Raw genomic sequence first — 15,681 nt, forward strand, 5'->3', positions numbered from 1 at the left:
GCTCAAACAACCTGATAAAAGAAAGCCTCACTTAAGTGGGGCTTTTCTTTTGTCCCTCTTTCATATGCTGCCTGCTTGTATTACTTTCGCATTCGTTATGAGCCATTCCAACAAAATACGCATACTGGAAACCATCCGTCAGGGACAGATCGGTGGAGGAGAAAGTCACTTATTGAGCCTGGTAGAGAACCTGGACAAAGACCGCTACGAACCGGTAGTACTTTCCTTTACCGATGGTCCCATGGTAGACAGGCTGAAGGAAATGGGCATACAAACGGAAGTGATCTATACGGAGAAACCATTCGATATCAGCAAATGGAAGCGTGTAAAAGCCTTTATAGAGGCCAATAATATCCAGTTGGTACATGCACATGGTACCCGGGCTAATTCGAATGTATTCTGGGCTACCAAGAAACTGAAACTGCCCCTGGTGTATACGATCCATGGCTGGTCGTTCCATGATGATCAGAATCCATTGATCAAGAAGGTACGGGTAATGGGTGAACAATTGCTCACGAATAAATCGGACATCAATATCTCGGTTTCCGCCTCCAACCAGCAAAGTGGAAAGAAAACCTTCAAAGGGTTTGAATCGGTGGTGGTGAACAACGGGATTAACCAGCATAAATTCGATCCGGCCCGTTCTTTCAAGGACGTGCGGAGTGAATTGAATATACCCAAGGATGTAACACTGGTGCTCTTTGTGGCCCGCTTCATTCACCAGAAGCAGCCGCTGAAACTGATCAATGCTTTTGCCAATGCGGTGAAGCAATTGCCTTCCCTGCGTTTGTTGATGGTGGGTGATGGTGATCAGAAAGCGGAAGCGCTGGAGATGGTTAAGCAACTGGGCATTGCAGACCAGGTGATCTTTGCCCCCTTCCGCCAGGATGTACCGGATGTACTGGCGGCGGCTGATGTATTTGTGCTGCCTTCCTTATGGGAAGGATTGCCTATCGGCTTGCTGGAAGCCATGGCCATGGGCAAGGCTATTATCGGCACGCAGGTGGATGGCACCTCAGAAGTAATACAACACAATGCGAATGGTCTATTACTCCCCGTAGAGACCTTAGACAATACGCTGCCACAAACCATTATACAATTAACCGATCCCGCGTTGCGCGAGCGGCTCGGTAAAGCTGCCAGGGCCACTATCAGTTCTACCTATAGCGCGGCTATGATGACGCGGCAGATCGAGGGGTTGTATGAAGGGTTGCTGAAGAAATACAGGCGCTAGCTGTTAGGTATTAGCTGTTAGCCTTAGCTCTTGGCGAAGCAAAAGTGCTAACACCTAAAAGCTAAAGGCTAATAGCTGTTTCATTACCTACTGAACTTGAACACATAGGTCCTATTGCCATCGTAGAGATAAGCTTTGAAACGGTTGGTGCCGGTAAATACGATCTCATCAAAGTACTCTGAACGCACGTCGTGGGTCACGAAATCGGTAACATTGATACTTAAGGTACGTACATTACGGCCATCACAGAAGGAATTACCATTTTCATCTATGTAACAATCGGGTATATTACGGGTGCGGATATCCCATCTTCCTTCATAAAATCCACCATAGCCATCTTCGTAATCCACCTGACCATTTCCATAGAAAGTAAACCGTCCACCGGTAAAGTTGAGATTGGTACTACCCCAGCCTACTTTGTTTACATCCGTCAGTTCCCACACACCTTCAATACGGTCATCATAAGGCTTCAGGATGTCTTTACTACAACCGGTGAACACTATCAGTATTACAAACAATGTTGAAAGGGAGTATAGCTTTTTCATAAACGCTGGTTTATTGTATGACCTGAAGGTATACCCAATAGTTACATGGGTCAATGGCCCCTACTGCTGTTTTAACTTAACATTCTGTGAAAGAAAAGTAAATGGGAACGTTCCTATTTGAACAGTAGCTTAAGAGGTGACACCTTTCGTTTGCGATGCCGGGGAAAGGTGTCACCTCTGATTGGATTCCTGATCCGTTTTGCATTATATTTGACTATCAACTCAAACCATATGAAACGTTCGCTGGCCCTTTTATCCTTTATTTGTTTTGCGCAAGCTACTATGGCACAGATCACGATACCCTTATATCCCGACAGTATCCCCAATTCAAAGCCAACGACCGATAAGGAAAGCTCGGTGGTGGGCGCTGATGGCAAGCTCCGCATCAGTTACGTAACCAGGCCCACGCTCACGATCTACCAGGCACCCAAAGAAAAAGCCACCGGTACAGCGGTGATCGTTTGCCCCGGCGGAGGTTATTCCATCCTGGCGGCCAGTCATGAAGGATCGGATGTAGCCCGGAAGTTCAATGAAATGGGTGTTACAGCCATTGTACTGAAATATCGCCTGCCGAATGATACTACCATGATCAACAAAGAGATCGGGCCGCTACAGGACGCGCAGCAGGCGCTGCTGGTGGTTCGGGCAAGAGCCGAAGAATGGGGTATCAAGAAGGACCAGGTGGGTATTATGGGCTTTTCCGCCGGTGGTCACCTTGTGTCAACAACAGGCACGCACTTTCAATACAATTATGTCACTGGCCAGCCTGAGAAAAAGGTGTCTAAGAAATCACCCTTAAGACCCAATTTCCTGATCCTGATCTATCCGGTGATCAGCTTTTCCGACAGCCTGGGACACAAGGGTTCCCGCACCAAGTTGCTAGGCGACAATCCATCGGCCGGGAAGATCAGGGAATACTCCAATGAACTGCAGGTCACCAAACTCACCCCACCCAGTTTCCTGGTACATGCCAAGGACGATAAAACGGTCCTGTACCAGAATAGCCAGGAATTTTATGATGCCCTCCAAAAGAATAAGGTGCCCGCAGAAATATACTTTTATGAAAAAGGCGGCCATGGTTTTGGCATGATCAACAAGACCAGTGAAGTGAAGTGGATGGACCTGCTGCAGGAATGGATGAAGAGCAATAAGTGGGTCAGGTAGTTCCGCGTTTAGTGTTGCGTGTTTCGGATTGCTGCCGTAATGCAGGCTTCCTGACTAAATAAGATCTTGTGCCGGGTAATTGCCCGGCATTTTATTTAAGGGTTACGGGGTTGAAATCAACAGGCAGCATGTGCGCTATCTTCTCAGTCCAGGCCCAATAACCTAAAGAGAAAAGCTCTTGTGGGGGGAAGTAAGAACCCGAAGCCTCAATGAGGACCGGTGTTCCATTCAACAGCACGATATCAGAACGGGGGTGCCAGGGCTTGCGCATCTCACCAAATCGCCTCAGGTATTCCTCCTCTTCGAGGCCTTTTTTGAAAGTGATGTGCAGGTAATCCGGGAAATTCATAATGCGGGAGGAGTCATTCCGGACAACAATGCTATCTGCTGGCAGCAACCGCGGATTGATCACATCAATAAAATCGGGTTGCCGGAGAATGCGGGAATAATAAGCGGAAGAATCACCCACCACGGAAACAGAGTCACCCCGGCCCATCACGATCCTGGAACCGGTGCCTATATTTCTTCTCCACAAAGCGGCATATTCTTTCTTTACGCGTTCCTTTTCCAGGTTGGGTTGTTTTACCATACGTTGCACTTCAAATCCATCGCTGGCCAACTGGTTGGTATACAAGGAACGCATGAAGTGCAACATGGACCCCTCATAGGCATGTTTACGGCTTACCTGCCAGCGGCGAGGAATGCGGTTGCGGTCTTCCGCCATATCCTCAAACAAGGTATAGCCCACATAGAGTAAGGTACGCTCCTTCATATTGTAAATAAAGTCTTCCAGTTGGTATTGTATGCGGTATCCCAGCGCCCGGTTTTCGATGATCAATGGTTCATCGGCCACCGCAATGAGGGTGTTGGTCTTCCTGGAATAACGGAAACGAAGTGCCTTATAATTTTTGATGGTGCATTGACGGGCAGCATCCATGGTACCAATGAAGCTTTCGGTAAACAAACGGCCCCATTTTGCCCAGCCATCTTTTTCCCAGGGCTCAATTACCACCGATTCCAGCTCCGTTACTTTGGGTTTCAGCTTCACGGTGAGTGTCAATGGTAATGAATCGGCAAAAAAAGGATATACAAGGGTGGTAAAACCAATGGAGGATATAACGAGCTCAAAAGAGCCTTTGGGCGGAACATCAGTAAGGGAAAAATGACCGACACCATTGCTGGTGGTACCTCTTGACGTATTACTGATAAAGATACTGGCGCTCACGATGGGAACACCGGTGGTGGCATTGATGATGGTACCTGTAATACGGTTATTGCCCTGCGCCAGGCCAGAGAGGGTACATAACAGCAACCAAACTGTCAAACAAGCAATGTTCAATTTGTTTCTCAATGATATACGATAAGATAAGATAATCACCCCTTTTGGCGCCTGGCCCGGTGGTATACCGGGCGTACACAAAAAAGCCGGTATGTATTCACACCGGCTAAGATAATAAACAAGTTTGGGAGCAGTTAATTATAGGTTAAGAAACCCTCCTATTTAGGCAATTTTAATGGGCCTGCCCACTTCCAATAGGATAATTTTACCATACAATACCCTATTCGTGGTATTGTATACTTCAACTTTACTCCAGTCCAAACAATCCCTTATTCAATAATTGTAATGTTTGTGTTTTATAGGAAGAAGGAAGCAGTAAGGACACATTGTGTTTGCTGCCGCCATAACTCACCATGCGCACGGGTACGGGTGTCAATGCTTCAAACAGTTTGCTCAATACATTTTGCGTTTGAGCAATTTCGTTACCCACTACAGAAATGATGGTATGGTTGTCTTCCACTTCAATGGTACCGAATGGCTCCAGTTCTTTTACGATGGCTTTGAGGTGTGTACCACTGTCGATCGTAACAGATACAGCTACTTCGGAAGTAGTGATCATGTCGATGGGGGTGCGGTATTTTTCAAACACCTCAAATATCTTGCGCAGGAAACCATAAGCCAGCAGCATACGGCTGCTCTTGATATTGATGGCAATGATACCATCTTTGGCAGCTACGGCTTTCACACCTACTGAACCCGCTTCCTGGGTGATGACGGTACCACCAGCCTCGGGCTGCATGGTATTCAGGAGCTTTACGGGCACGCGTTGTTGCTGCGCCGGCCATATACAGGTAGGGTGTAATATTTTAGCGCCGAAGTAAGCCAGCTCAGCCGCTTCTTCAAAACTCAATTGCTCGATGGGCAAGGTCTTTTTCACCACCCGTGGATCATTGTTGTGCATGCCGTCGATATCGGTCCATATTTCACATACGGAAGCATTCACAGCAGCGGCTACCAATGAAGCGGTATAATCGCTGCCACCACGTTTGAGGTTGTCCACCTCACCACGTACGTTGCGGCAGATATATCCCTGGGTAATGAATATCTTCTTGTTCTTATGTTGATCCAATATGGGCAGCAGTTTTGCTTTAATAGCAGCTACCTGCGGTTCGTCGTGAATGTCGATACTCATGAACTCCAGGGCTGGCAGCAAGGCATGGTCAATGCCTTTTTCTTCCAGGTATACGCTGAAGAGCTTGGTAGAAAGCAGCTCGCCCTGTGCCAGGATATCCTTGCTAAGGGCTTCGCTGAATGATATTTTGAGGATGATGGTCAGGAATTCGAAATGCTCAGCAACAATATGCTTCGCCTTATTGAGGGCCGCATCTGTCTTCAACAGTTCGCGGATAAATGCCTGGTAATGAGCTTCCAGCTTTTCAATTTGTTGCTTGGCATTGTCACGGTCTCCGGCAGCCATCGACTCTCCGATAGACACCAGTGCATTGGTTGTACCACTGAGGGCGCTCAACACTACGATCTTAGACTCTGCATCTTTAGTGATCAATTCTGCCACCTGATGCATACGCTCCGGCTTACCTACTGAGGTACCGCCGAATTTCATAATTTTCATGGTTTACTCTCCTGTTCCGCTACTGGCGGAATGTTTAAGTGGGAAAATAATTTTTGCAAGGCAGGCGCAAAGATAAGGGAAGATGCTATTTCGGATCCCGGATTTAGGATTTAAGATCCTTTAGACGCAATATCCTGCAAGGACCTTAGCCTATTGTACCTTTTAGTCTACCTGTAAGGTTGAAAATATTAATAACTGTCCGGTCATAAGCAATTCGAAATCCTAAATACTACATTCGGAATCAAAGTCGTATCCCAAATTTCTCGCCCAGCAATATAAGGTCTTCCGACACAGAATTGAGCAAGGGGATGCCTGCTTTCAGGCGGTTGGCTTCCATTTCACGCTCCGGATCACCCGGGATCAGTACCTGTTCTTCTCCTGCTACGGGTGTGGCGCTGCGGAAACGGCCAATCCATTTGTCCATATGGAATTTAAAATCAGCTGCGGGGCGGAAAGCATCCACGCGCATAGCGCCAAAAAAGTGTCCAATACCTTTGCCCGGCATATCGGTAGGCATGGGTACATAAGCGGGGAAAGGCGGTACCCAGGGGCCATAATTGGCGCCACTCAATACGGCGGAGAAGATATCGACCACAGCCCCGAGGGCATATCCTTTATGGCTGCCATGCTCCCGGTCGCCGCCCAGGGGTAGTAAGGCGCCCCCGGATTTCAGTTCATGGGGATTGGTAGAAGGATTGCCGGCTTTGTCCTGTACCCAGCCGGTAGGGGTTTCCTTGCTCTTGCGCTGCAATATCTCCAATTTGCCGTTGGCAGCGGTGGTGGTGGCCAGGTCGGCTACAAAAGCTGGTTCCTCGCCTGCCGGAATGGCTACGCAGATGGGATTGGTACCCAGGAGTCTTTCTACTGAAAAGGTGGGCGCTACCAGGGCGCTGGCATTGGTCATAGCTATGCCGATCATATCATGCTCCAGTGCCATCATGGCATGGTAGCCCGCGATACCGAAATGGTTGCTGTTTTGAACACTCACCCAACCGGTACCCACCTGTTTGGCCTTATCGATGGCCACCTGCATGGCAAAAGGCGCTACTACGAGGCCCAGGCCGGCATCGCCATCGACGACCGCCGTGGAAGGGGTTTCATGAATGATGCGCACATTAGGCTTTGCATTAGCACGGTTGGCTTCCCACAAGCGCACATAGCCGCTAAGGCGGGCCACACCATGAGAATCGACCCCACGCAGATCGGCAGACAACAATACTTTGGTGGCCATAGCGGCATCAGATTCAGTACATCCGATCTGCTGAAACACAGCTTTGGTAAAATTGAATAACTGTTGGTAAGGATATATTCTTTCTGACATGTTCTGATTTGAAATTTGATATTGGTTTCTCTATCGCAATATTCGAAAATATTAATTAATTACTGCCAGTGACGGTCTTAGATTGCCTGATCAGCTTCAGAGCCAGACTCATTGCCTTACCGGAAGGTATTATTTTATCAGGAACCACTCCCTTCCAGTCATTCTTCCTGCTGCCCACATTATAATAGAGCTTACTGGAAATAGTAATTTGCAGGCCGGTATGTGGAAGGCTTGCCGAAACAATATCACCATAACTAATGATCAGGCCACCGGTTTCCTCACCGATAATGGTACCCAGCTGATAGTGCCTGAACATTTGGGCAAAATCTGCAGCAGAGGAAAAGGTGTAAGGGCTTGTCAATAGATACAGGTGACCGGTAAACCGCAGGGGATTGTCGCGCAGGGGTGTATTCTGATAAAGAGTTGTATTGAATACACCATTGGGTTTGTTCAGGAAAGCCTTGTCTGCACTATCCAGCGTCCTGTTCTTCCGGTGTGCCAGCAGTCTTTGCTTCAATAACTGACTATGCTTTTCCAATACACTGTCATATTGCCGGAAAGGTTGGCGAGCAATGTATTGCATCAGTTCATCGCCAATATCAGAATCTCCGCCACCGTTCTCCCGGATATCGATGATCAGGTATTCAATACCTCTGCTTTTCAATATTCCAAAAGCTGAATCAATGAATACCTTACATTCGTCCAGGTCATCAAATTCCAGGAAACTGATAATGGCCGCTTTTTCTGCTGGCAATAATTGCAGGGAATAGTTGGTATTATGTTCTGGTTTTACCCGTTCCACAGAATCATTGTAACGCTGCAATTGCTTATTCAATACATCCTGCCTGATACCTTTTATAGTGATGGTATGTATTGCTGCCCCCTTGCTGAACCTTATCTTGTACAAGCCATTGGCGTGGTATAATTTCTCCAGGTAGAACTCAAAATAATTAGTACCCCCAAATTCGGCCCTGAATGTCCTGGTCTCTCCTGCATTAAGCCGGATCACATCGTCCACTATTTTTTTAGCGGGGATGTCATTGATGCTGATAATGAGAGCACCATCGGGAAGTTCAGGCGTAATAGAACGATAGGCCCTTTCACAACGGATATAAGGTTTGTCTGGTGAAAGCCTGAACTTGTAAGGAAGTACAAAGGGATTTTTTTTATTATAGGCAGCCATTGGAATGCTGAAATCTGTATGACCATCTTCCAAGCGGGTGAGCAGTGGTTCGGCCAGCAAATAGAAATCAATGAGGTCAAGGGGCTTGTTCAACTTGTTTTTGATAGCAGCAGCCTCTTTGTAGAACTGTGTTTTTGGATACCGATAATAAGGATTGGGATGTGCCGTTTCAATAAAGCTGATCAGTGTATCAATATCCTCACGCATTTCACGGGGAGTAAATGTCTGCGTAGATTGTCCAAAAAGAAAAGGATTACAAAAGCAGAGCAGCAATACCAATACAACTGATTTTTCCATTGGTTGATCTTATTATCTTCCCAAACGTGCATTCACTTTTGCCAGCACCTCTTCGGGCTTAATGAGGTTCATACATTTGAAATGCTTCTTTGGGCATTTGTTGTAGCCTATTTTGGAACAGGGCCGGCAAGACAGGTCCTTTATCTCCATGATATCAAATAACTGTGGCTTACCAGGCATATAGGGATACATTCCAAATTCGGGTACGGTATTGCCCCAAATGGAAATAATGGGTTTATTGAATGCGGAAGCAATGTGCATGAGCCCGGTATCATTGGTAATGATCAGCTTGGCCCGCCGCACCAGGTCGGCGGATTCATTGAGGTTGAATTTGCCGCAGGCATTGTAGATCTTCACCTTGTCGGTGTCGGCAATGGTATCGCCCTGGGCAGCGTCTTCTTTGCCTCCCAACAGGATAATGGGGTGTTGGATGGAAGCACACAGGGCTTTCAGTTTATCCAGGGGATACTTTTTGGTATTGAGTGCCGCGCCGATCACCACACCGATATAACCGGCATGATGGGCTGTGGGAATATCGCTTTCTTTTACTTTGTCTTCTTCGGGAATAAAATAATCCAGGCCTACCCCGTCATTGCGGATACCAAAGGATTGGAGGGTAGCGAGGTAACGGTCTACGATGTGTACATCGGGCATCCTGTTGACCTTAAAGTTGGTGAGCAGCCACTTGGGTATATTGAGCTTATTGAAGGAAAAGGATTGCTTGCCCAGGGCCCGTTTTACCTTCAGGGTGCGCAGGTTGTGGTGCAGGTCGATCACATAATCAAAATCTTCCTGCTGCAGGGAGGCGATCATAGCATCGAAATCATCCTGCAGGTAATGTATTTTATCGATATAAGGATTGGAAGCTACTACCGCCTTGAAGGAAGGTTTGGTAAGGTAATGCACCTCAGCCGTTAGCACCTGTTTTTTCAGGCAACGCACAACCGGTGTGGTCAATACGATGTCACCGATGGAGGAGAAACGGATGATGAGGAATTTCATGGATGCGAAGGTCCTTTATTTTTCTACATAATCGAGGTCTTTGTGGAACGTTTCTTCAGAAAGGATGGCGGCAGTGATGGCGATCACCATGACTACAATACCCGTCACCAAACCGCTTGTTACATAACCCAGGGAAGACTGCATGCTTACAAATAATAAGGATACAAGGGTCAGCGCACCACGCACTACATTGGGCACAGTGGTTGCCACGGTGGCGCGGATATTGGTGCCAAACTGTTCGGCGGCCATGGTCACAAAGATGGCCCAGAAGCCGGTACCAAAGCCCAGTAGTGCGCAGGCCGCATACAGGGAAGCTGTGGATTTACCTTCGAGGGTAAAATACCAGGCAATACCAAAAGCAGTTAATGTATAAAACAGGTACAATGCTTTTTTGCGGCTCTTAAACCATTGGCTGATGAAGCCCACGGCAATATCACCCAGGGAAATGGCGGCATAGGCAAACATGATGGCTTTGCCGGGATCCACTTTCCCTTGCAGGTTCATTTTCTCACCAAACTCCTTGGAAAAGGTGACCAGTATACCAATCACATACCAGGTAGGCAGGCCAATAAGGATACTGCATAAATATTTCCGGAGGCGTTTACCATTATTAAAGAGGATCCGGATATCACCTTTGGCAACATTGGATTCCTGTATGCTTTTAAACATGCCTGACTCCAATACGCCTACGCGCAATAATAACAAGGCAAAACCCAATCCGCCGCCAATGAAATAGCAGGTGCGCCAGTCGAACATCTCTTTGAAAAAGAAAGCTACCACAGCACCGGTAAGGCCTATACCCGCCACCAGTGAAGTACCGATACCCCTTTTTTCTTTGGGCAGTAATTCAGCAACAAGGGTAATACCGGCGCCTAGTTCTCCGGCGAGGCCGAAACCGGTAATAAACCGGATGGTAGCATATTGGTTTACATTCTGTACAAATCCATTGGCGATATTTCCCAATGAATAGAGAATGATAGAAGCATACAAGACTTTCAATCGTCCTTTCTTATCGCCCAATATACCCCAGAAGATGCCGCCAAACAGTAATCCGAGCATTTGAACATTGATAATGAAAAGGCCATCGGTGGCAATCTGGGCATCATTTAAGCCCAGCGACTTGAGAGAGGGTACCCGGATAATACCAAACAGCAGCAGATCATAAATATCTACAAAATATCCAAGGGCAGCGACAATGACAGCAATGTTAAAAACAGAAGCAGGTTTCTGTTGCATAGCAATTTATTCAGGCTTTTGGTTGGTAGGTGGAAGTATCGTTTCTTCTCCGGTCTTCTTCTTTCCAAAGAATAATTTATACAGTACGGGGGCCGTAGTGACCAATATGATACCAATTACAATCACTTCGAGGTGCTCTTTCAGGTCGAACCCAAATTGTGACAGGATCCATTTTTGGAGAAAGTGACCGGCAAAGACCATACTGAATACCCAGGCCAGGCAACCGATAATATTATAATAGGTGAACTTCTTTTTTTCCATTTGCACAATACCGGCTACTATCGGGGCAAAGGTGCGGATGATGGGCAGGAAACGGGCGATCACAATGGCACTGCCGCCTCTTTTCTCATAAAATTCATGGGCCTGGTGGAGGTAGTGTTTTTTGAACAGCATATTGTCTTTCCAATGGTACATGGCGGGGCCTATTTTCCGGCCGGTCCAGTAACCCAACATATTACCCAAAATACCCATGAGAGAGATCAGCAGCCACAGGATGATGAGGTCGAGCCATTCATTGCGTATCTGGCCCAGGCCGATCAGGTTCAATAATTCATAAGTGATACCTGGTTTGCCGCCTTCCCCTTCATGGGCGTAGATACCGGCTACAAATAACAGGGAATCACCTGGCAAAAAGAACCCGGCGAACAATCCTGTTTCGGCAAACACTACAAACAACAGCAACCATAATCCGCCATTCTCTATATAAAACTGAGGGTTTAATAGCTGTTTCCAGTGAAAATCCAGTAAGATCATGTCCAGCAAACTCATACTACGTAAGATTAGGTATTTAGAAAAGCTGCGAGCTTCGAGCTAATAGCTACGAGCTAAAACCAAAGGCTCGTAGCTCGCTGCTCACAGCTCGAAGCTGGTATTATATTACGCGGCCGCAGCCACATCGTCTATCTGTTCCGGCCCCAATTCTCCTTCCCACTTACTAACGACGCTGGTGGCCAGTGCATTGCCCACCACGTTGGTCATTGTACGGAACATATCGCAAAAATGGTCAATTGGTAAGATCAGGGCAACTCCTTCGGGCGGAATGCCAAACATGGAACAGGTGGCCAATACTACCACCAGGGAGGCCCTTGGCACGCCCGCTATTCCTTTACTGGTCACCATCAGCACCAATAACATGGTAATCTGTGTACCCAGATCGAGGGGCACTTTGTAAGCCTGGGCAATGGCCAGACTGGCAAAGGTCATGTACATCATGCTTCCATCCAGGTTAAAGGAATAACCCAGGGGAAGTATGAAAGAAACGATCTTGTTCTTACATCCAAAGCGTTCCAACTCTTCAGTAAGCTTGGGGAATACGGCTTCGCTACTGGTGGTACCGAAGGCAATGAGCAGCGGACTGCTGATACGCCTGATGAGGTGAAAAGTGCGCTTCCCTAATATCAGGTATCCCACACTTAACAATATTATCCAGAGAATGAGGATGCCCAACAAGAAGAAGAGGAAGTATACAATATAGAATTTAAAGATCTCCAGTCCCTTTACTGCCACTACAGCGGCCAGGGCTCCAAAAACACCCAGGGGGGCTACATTCATTACATAGCCTACCATTTTAAGGATCACATGGGCTACAATGTCGAGGGCCTTGATGAGCGGTTTCCCATAATCGCCAAGGGCGGTCATGGCCACGCCAAAGAATATGCTAAATACTACCAATTGCAATATTTCATTGGTAGCCATTGCCTCAATGACACTGCGGGGGACAATATGTTCTACGAACTTTTCTATAGAAAACTCCTGATTTTTGGTCATCAGGTCTTTTACTCCTTCCGTATCAGCATGGGAAAGGTCAATAAAATGCCCGGGCTGGAAGGTATTTACCAATACCAGTCCTACCAGCAGGGAAACGAGGGAGGCAGAGATGAACCATAACAGTGCTTTGCCTCCTACCCGGCCAACGGCCTTCATATCACCCAATTTAGCAATACCTACTACCAGGGTTGAGAATACCAAGGGTGCTATGATCATCTGTACCAACCGGATAAATAGCTTTCCGAGCAGGTTGATATTTTTAGAAAAGCTCTTAATAAAGGTAGGGGAACTGAAATCGTGCACAATGTATCCGACGAGGATGCCGAGCGCCATTGCGATCAGAATATAAAGCGTGAGCCTGTTTTTCTTCATGAAGGCATTTCTTATTGGGTAATAGCCTGCAATATAAGATATAAAGGCAAAAAACAATGGCTCCACGTAACCTGTGCTACCACTGGCCCCAAAGTCTTTCCGATGGCCGATTTTAAAATTGTTGGAATTAATAAATCCTTATCTTTCCGCCTTTATTTACCCTAATTGGTCACATCATAAACTATAACCAACTGTATGAGTTTGTTCAGAAAAAAATCATTAACAGCTCTTCTGGCCCAGGCAGCCGATTCAGAGAAAGGACTGAAGCGAACCCTTGGCGCCGGTAACCTGGTAGCCCTCGGTATTGGCGCCATCATCGGCGCCGGTTTGTTTGTACGGACGGCAGCTGCTGCGGGTGGACATGCCGGCCCGGCCGTTACCATTTCATTCATCATTGCAGCTGTTGGTTGTGCTTTTGCTGGTTTGTGCTATGCTGAGTTTGCTTCCATGATCCCTATTGCAGGGAGTGCCTACACCTATGCTTATACTACGATGGGCGAGGTAGTGGCCTGGATCATCGGCTGGGCGCTGGTGCTGGAATACGCATTGGGCGCTGCTACTGTATCTATTGCCTGGAGTGAATATCTAAATAATTTGTTGGGGGGGCAATACCATATGAATGGTGCCACTCGCCAATGGAGTCTGCTATAGACGCCAGTGGTGTACTGCATACCGGTATCTTCAATGCACCTGCCCTGCTGATCCTGTTGTTGTTATCGCTGTTGCTGATCAAAGGAACGGAAGAATCAGCGATCGTAAATGCCATCATCGTATTCGTGAAAGTAGCCATCGTACTGGTCTTTATTGCGATCGGCTGGCAATATATGAGGCCTGAGAACCATGTGCCTTACTTCATCCCTGCCGACCATCCGGATGCCATCCTGCCCGACGGTACGCATTATTCCTATGCGCCCACCTTCAATCACGGATTCATGGGGGTATTGCGCGGTGCTGCGATCGTATTCTTTGCCTTCATCGGTTTCGATGCCGTATCTACTGCGGCACAGGAAGCGAAGAATCCCAAACGCGATATGCCCATCGGTATCCTGGGTTCACTGGTTGTTTGTACCATCCTTTATGTACTGTTCTCCTGGGTACTTACCGGTGTAGCTCCGTTCACCGACTTCCAAAATAAAGGTGGAGAAGCTTCTGTAGCTTATGCCATTAAAACTTATATGGTCGATCACCAATGGCTCGAAACGCTGGTAACCATCGCCATCCTGGCAGGTTTCTCTTCCGTGATCCTGGTGATGCTGCTTGGCCAGAGCCGTGTATTCTACTCTATGAGTAATGATGGCCTGCTGCCCAAGGTTTTTGCGGACCTGCATCCTAAATTCAGGACTCCTTATAAATCAAACCTGATCCTGTTCCTCTTTGTAGGCGCTTTTGCAGGTTTTGTTCCCGGCCGTTTGGCAGGAGACCTGACCAGCATCGGTACCCTCTTCGCCTTTGTACTGGTGAGCATTGGGGTGTGGATCATGCGTAAATCGAACCCTGAAGTGGTACGTCCATTCAAAACACCGGCTGTACCTTTCGTATCCAGCATGGGTGTATTGGTTTGTACCGCGATGATCATTTCCCTCGATCATGTCACTCAGTTGACAGCCCTCGCCTGGATGATCATTGGTCTGGTGATCTACTTCACCTACAGCAAGAAGAATAGTAAGCTCAATCACTTATAAATTGACTCTGTTCAGATAACAAAAACGTCCCGGAACTCCCCCGGGACGTTTTTTTATGCCAGCGGCATGTTTTATTTTTGCAGCCCTGAAGCGGTCTGACCCGCCTGTCTTAGGGGGACCATAACCATCATAAAATATTCGTAATCAGTAATAAATAACTTATGGGTAGGATATTTGAAGTTCGTAAGTCTACCATGTTTGCCCGCTGGGACAAAATGGCCAAACAGTTTAGCCGCATTGGAAAGGAAATCGCCATTGCCGTGAAATCCGGTGGTCCCGACCCGCATACCAACCCTGCCCTGCGCCGGTGTATGCAGAATGCCAAGAGCGTGAACATGCCCAAGGACCGCGTAGAAGCGGCCATCAAACGGGCGCAGGGCAAGGAAATGGAGAACTATGAGGAGATCCTGTACGAAGGATATGGTCCGCACGGGGTAGCCATCCTGGTAGAAACAGCCACGGATAACCACGTACGTACGGTTGCCAATGTGAAGTCGATCTTCAACAAGGGCGGCGGTACACTGGGCAATAGCAACAGTGTAAGTTTTCAGTTTAAGAAAATGGGGGTTTTCAAATTAAAGCCCGAAGGCCTTAACCTGGATGACCTGGAACTGGAACTGATCGACTTCGGCCTGGAAGAGCTGGGTGAAGGTACGGGCGAGAATGGCGAAACAGTATTGGTAGTACGCGTGGGCTTTACCGATTTCGGCAATATGCAAAAAGCGTTGGAAGAAAAAGGCATCACCCCCATCAGTGCCGAATTGGAATGGATACCCGGTACACCGGTAGAGTTGGGAGAAGAACAAGCCCAGGACGTATTGAAACTGGTAGATAAGCTGGAGCAGGATGAGGATGTACAGAAAGTGTTCCATAACCTGGCATAGGAAGAGAATCCAGCATACAGAATTTAGAATACAGAAGAAGGCCGTAAGGATTTGCTACTGCAAACTGCTTACGGCCTTCGTTATT

At 47.4% G+C, this 15,681-nt stretch carries 14 protein-coding genes; 5 read left to right on the forward strand and 9 right to left on the reverse strand.

The window, feature by feature from the left end; all coding sequences use genetic code 11:
* Positions 1-97: 97 nt before the first annotated feature.
* Positions 98-1,234, forward strand: coding sequence for a glycosyltransferase (locus D3H65_RS16515; RefSeq protein WP_162915667.1), 1,137 nt, complete (start codon positions 98-100; stop codon positions 1,232-1,234).
* 83 nt (positions 1,235-1,317) lie between these two features.
* Here the strand turns inward: D3H65_RS16515 and D3H65_RS16520 are convergent, their stop codons facing one another.
* A complete protein-coding gene (locus tag D3H65_RS16520; protein ID WP_119051366.1) occupies positions 1,318-1,779 on the reverse strand; it encodes a hypothetical protein in 462 nt (153 codons plus the stop codon).
* 231 nt (positions 1,780-2,010) lie between these two features.
* Between D3H65_RS16520 and D3H65_RS16525 the strand changes: the two genes are divergently transcribed.
* On the forward strand, positions 2,011-2,943 hold the full coding sequence (locus D3H65_RS16525; RefSeq protein ID WP_119051367.1) for an alpha/beta hydrolase: 933 nt from the start codon (positions 2,011-2,013) through the stop codon (positions 2,941-2,943).
* 91 nt (positions 2,944-3,034) lie between these two features.
* Here the strand turns inward: D3H65_RS16525 and D3H65_RS16530 are convergent, their stop codons facing one another.
* From D3H65_RS16530 to D3H65_RS16565, 8 genes are all read right to left on the reverse strand, one after another.
* Complete coding sequence (locus D3H65_RS16530) at positions 3,035-4,267, reverse strand: carboxypeptidase-like regulatory domain-containing protein (protein WP_162915668.1); 1,233 nt, start codon at positions 4,265-4,267, stop codon at positions 3,035-3,037.
* A 262-nt stretch (positions 4,268-4,529) separates the two neighbouring features.
* Positions 4,530-5,843 carry an aspartate kinase gene (locus D3H65_RS16535; RefSeq protein ID WP_245999516.1) on the reverse strand — a complete coding sequence of 438 codons (1,314 nt, stop codon included), beginning with the start codon at positions 5,841-5,843 and terminating at the stop codon, positions 4,530-4,532.
* Between the two features lie 250 nt (positions 5,844-6,093).
* Positions 6,094-7,173, reverse strand: coding sequence for an Ldh family oxidoreductase (locus D3H65_RS16540; RefSeq protein ID WP_119051370.1), 1,080 nt, complete (start codon positions 7,171-7,173; stop codon positions 6,094-6,096).
* A gap of 55 nt (positions 7,174-7,228) precedes the next feature.
* A complete protein-coding gene (locus D3H65_RS16545; protein WP_119051371.1) occupies positions 7,229-8,653 on the reverse strand; it encodes a S41 family peptidase in 1,425 nt (474 codons plus the stop codon).
* Positions 8,654-8,665: 12 nt separating this feature from the next.
* Positions 8,666-9,655, reverse strand: a complete 990-nt coding sequence (locus tag D3H65_RS16550) for a glycosyltransferase family 9 protein (RefSeq protein WP_119051372.1) — start codon at positions 9,653-9,655, stop codon at positions 8,666-8,668.
* Positions 9,656-9,670: 15 nt separating this feature from the next.
* On the reverse strand, positions 9,671-10,891 hold the full coding sequence (locus D3H65_RS16555; protein WP_119051373.1) for an MFS transporter: 1,221 nt from the start codon (positions 10,889-10,891) through the stop codon (positions 9,671-9,673).
* 6 nt (positions 10,892-10,897) lie between these two features.
* On the reverse strand, positions 10,898-11,659 hold the full coding sequence (locus tag D3H65_RS16560; protein WP_245999517.1) for a DedA family protein: 762 nt from the start codon (positions 11,657-11,659) through the stop codon (positions 10,898-10,900).
* Positions 11,660-11,767: 108 nt separating this feature from the next.
* Entirely contained in the window at positions 11,768-13,030 is a 1,263-nt protein-coding gene (locus D3H65_RS16565; RefSeq protein WP_119054544.1) for a dicarboxylate/amino acid:cation symporter, read from the reverse strand.
* A 195-nt stretch (positions 13,031-13,225) separates the two neighbouring features.
* On the opposite strand from D3H65_RS16565, the gene D3H65_RS33425 reads away from it, so the two are divergent.
* The 3 genes from D3H65_RS33425 to D3H65_RS16575 all read left to right on the forward strand — a co-directional run bounded on the left by D3H65_RS33425 (position 13,226) and on the right by D3H65_RS16575 (position 15,596).
* Positions 13,226-13,681 carry an amino acid permease gene (locus D3H65_RS33425; RefSeq protein ID WP_262707685.1) on the forward strand — a complete coding sequence of 152 codons (456 nt, stop codon included), beginning with the start codon at positions 13,226-13,228 and terminating at the stop codon, positions 13,679-13,681.
* The gene (locus tag D3H65_RS33430) at positions 13,666-14,712 is read left to right on the forward strand and encodes an amino acid permease (protein WP_262707686.1); all 1,047 of its coding nucleotides are present in this window, start codon (positions 13,666-13,668) and stop codon (positions 14,710-14,712) included. Before D3H65_RS33425 ends, D3H65_RS33430 begins: the two co-directional genes overlap by 16 nt.
* Positions 14,713-14,873: 161 nt before the next feature.
* A complete protein-coding gene (locus D3H65_RS16575; protein ID WP_119051374.1) occupies positions 14,874-15,596 on the forward strand; it encodes a YebC/PmpR family DNA-binding transcriptional regulator in 723 nt (240 codons plus the stop codon).
* Positions 15,597-15,681: the final 85 nt, after the last annotated feature.

Origin of the sequence: Paraflavitalea soli (assembly GCF_003555545.1) — a bacterium.
Classification (GTDB): domain Bacteria; phylum Bacteroidota; class Bacteroidia; order Chitinophagales; family Chitinophagaceae; genus Paraflavitalea; species Paraflavitalea soli.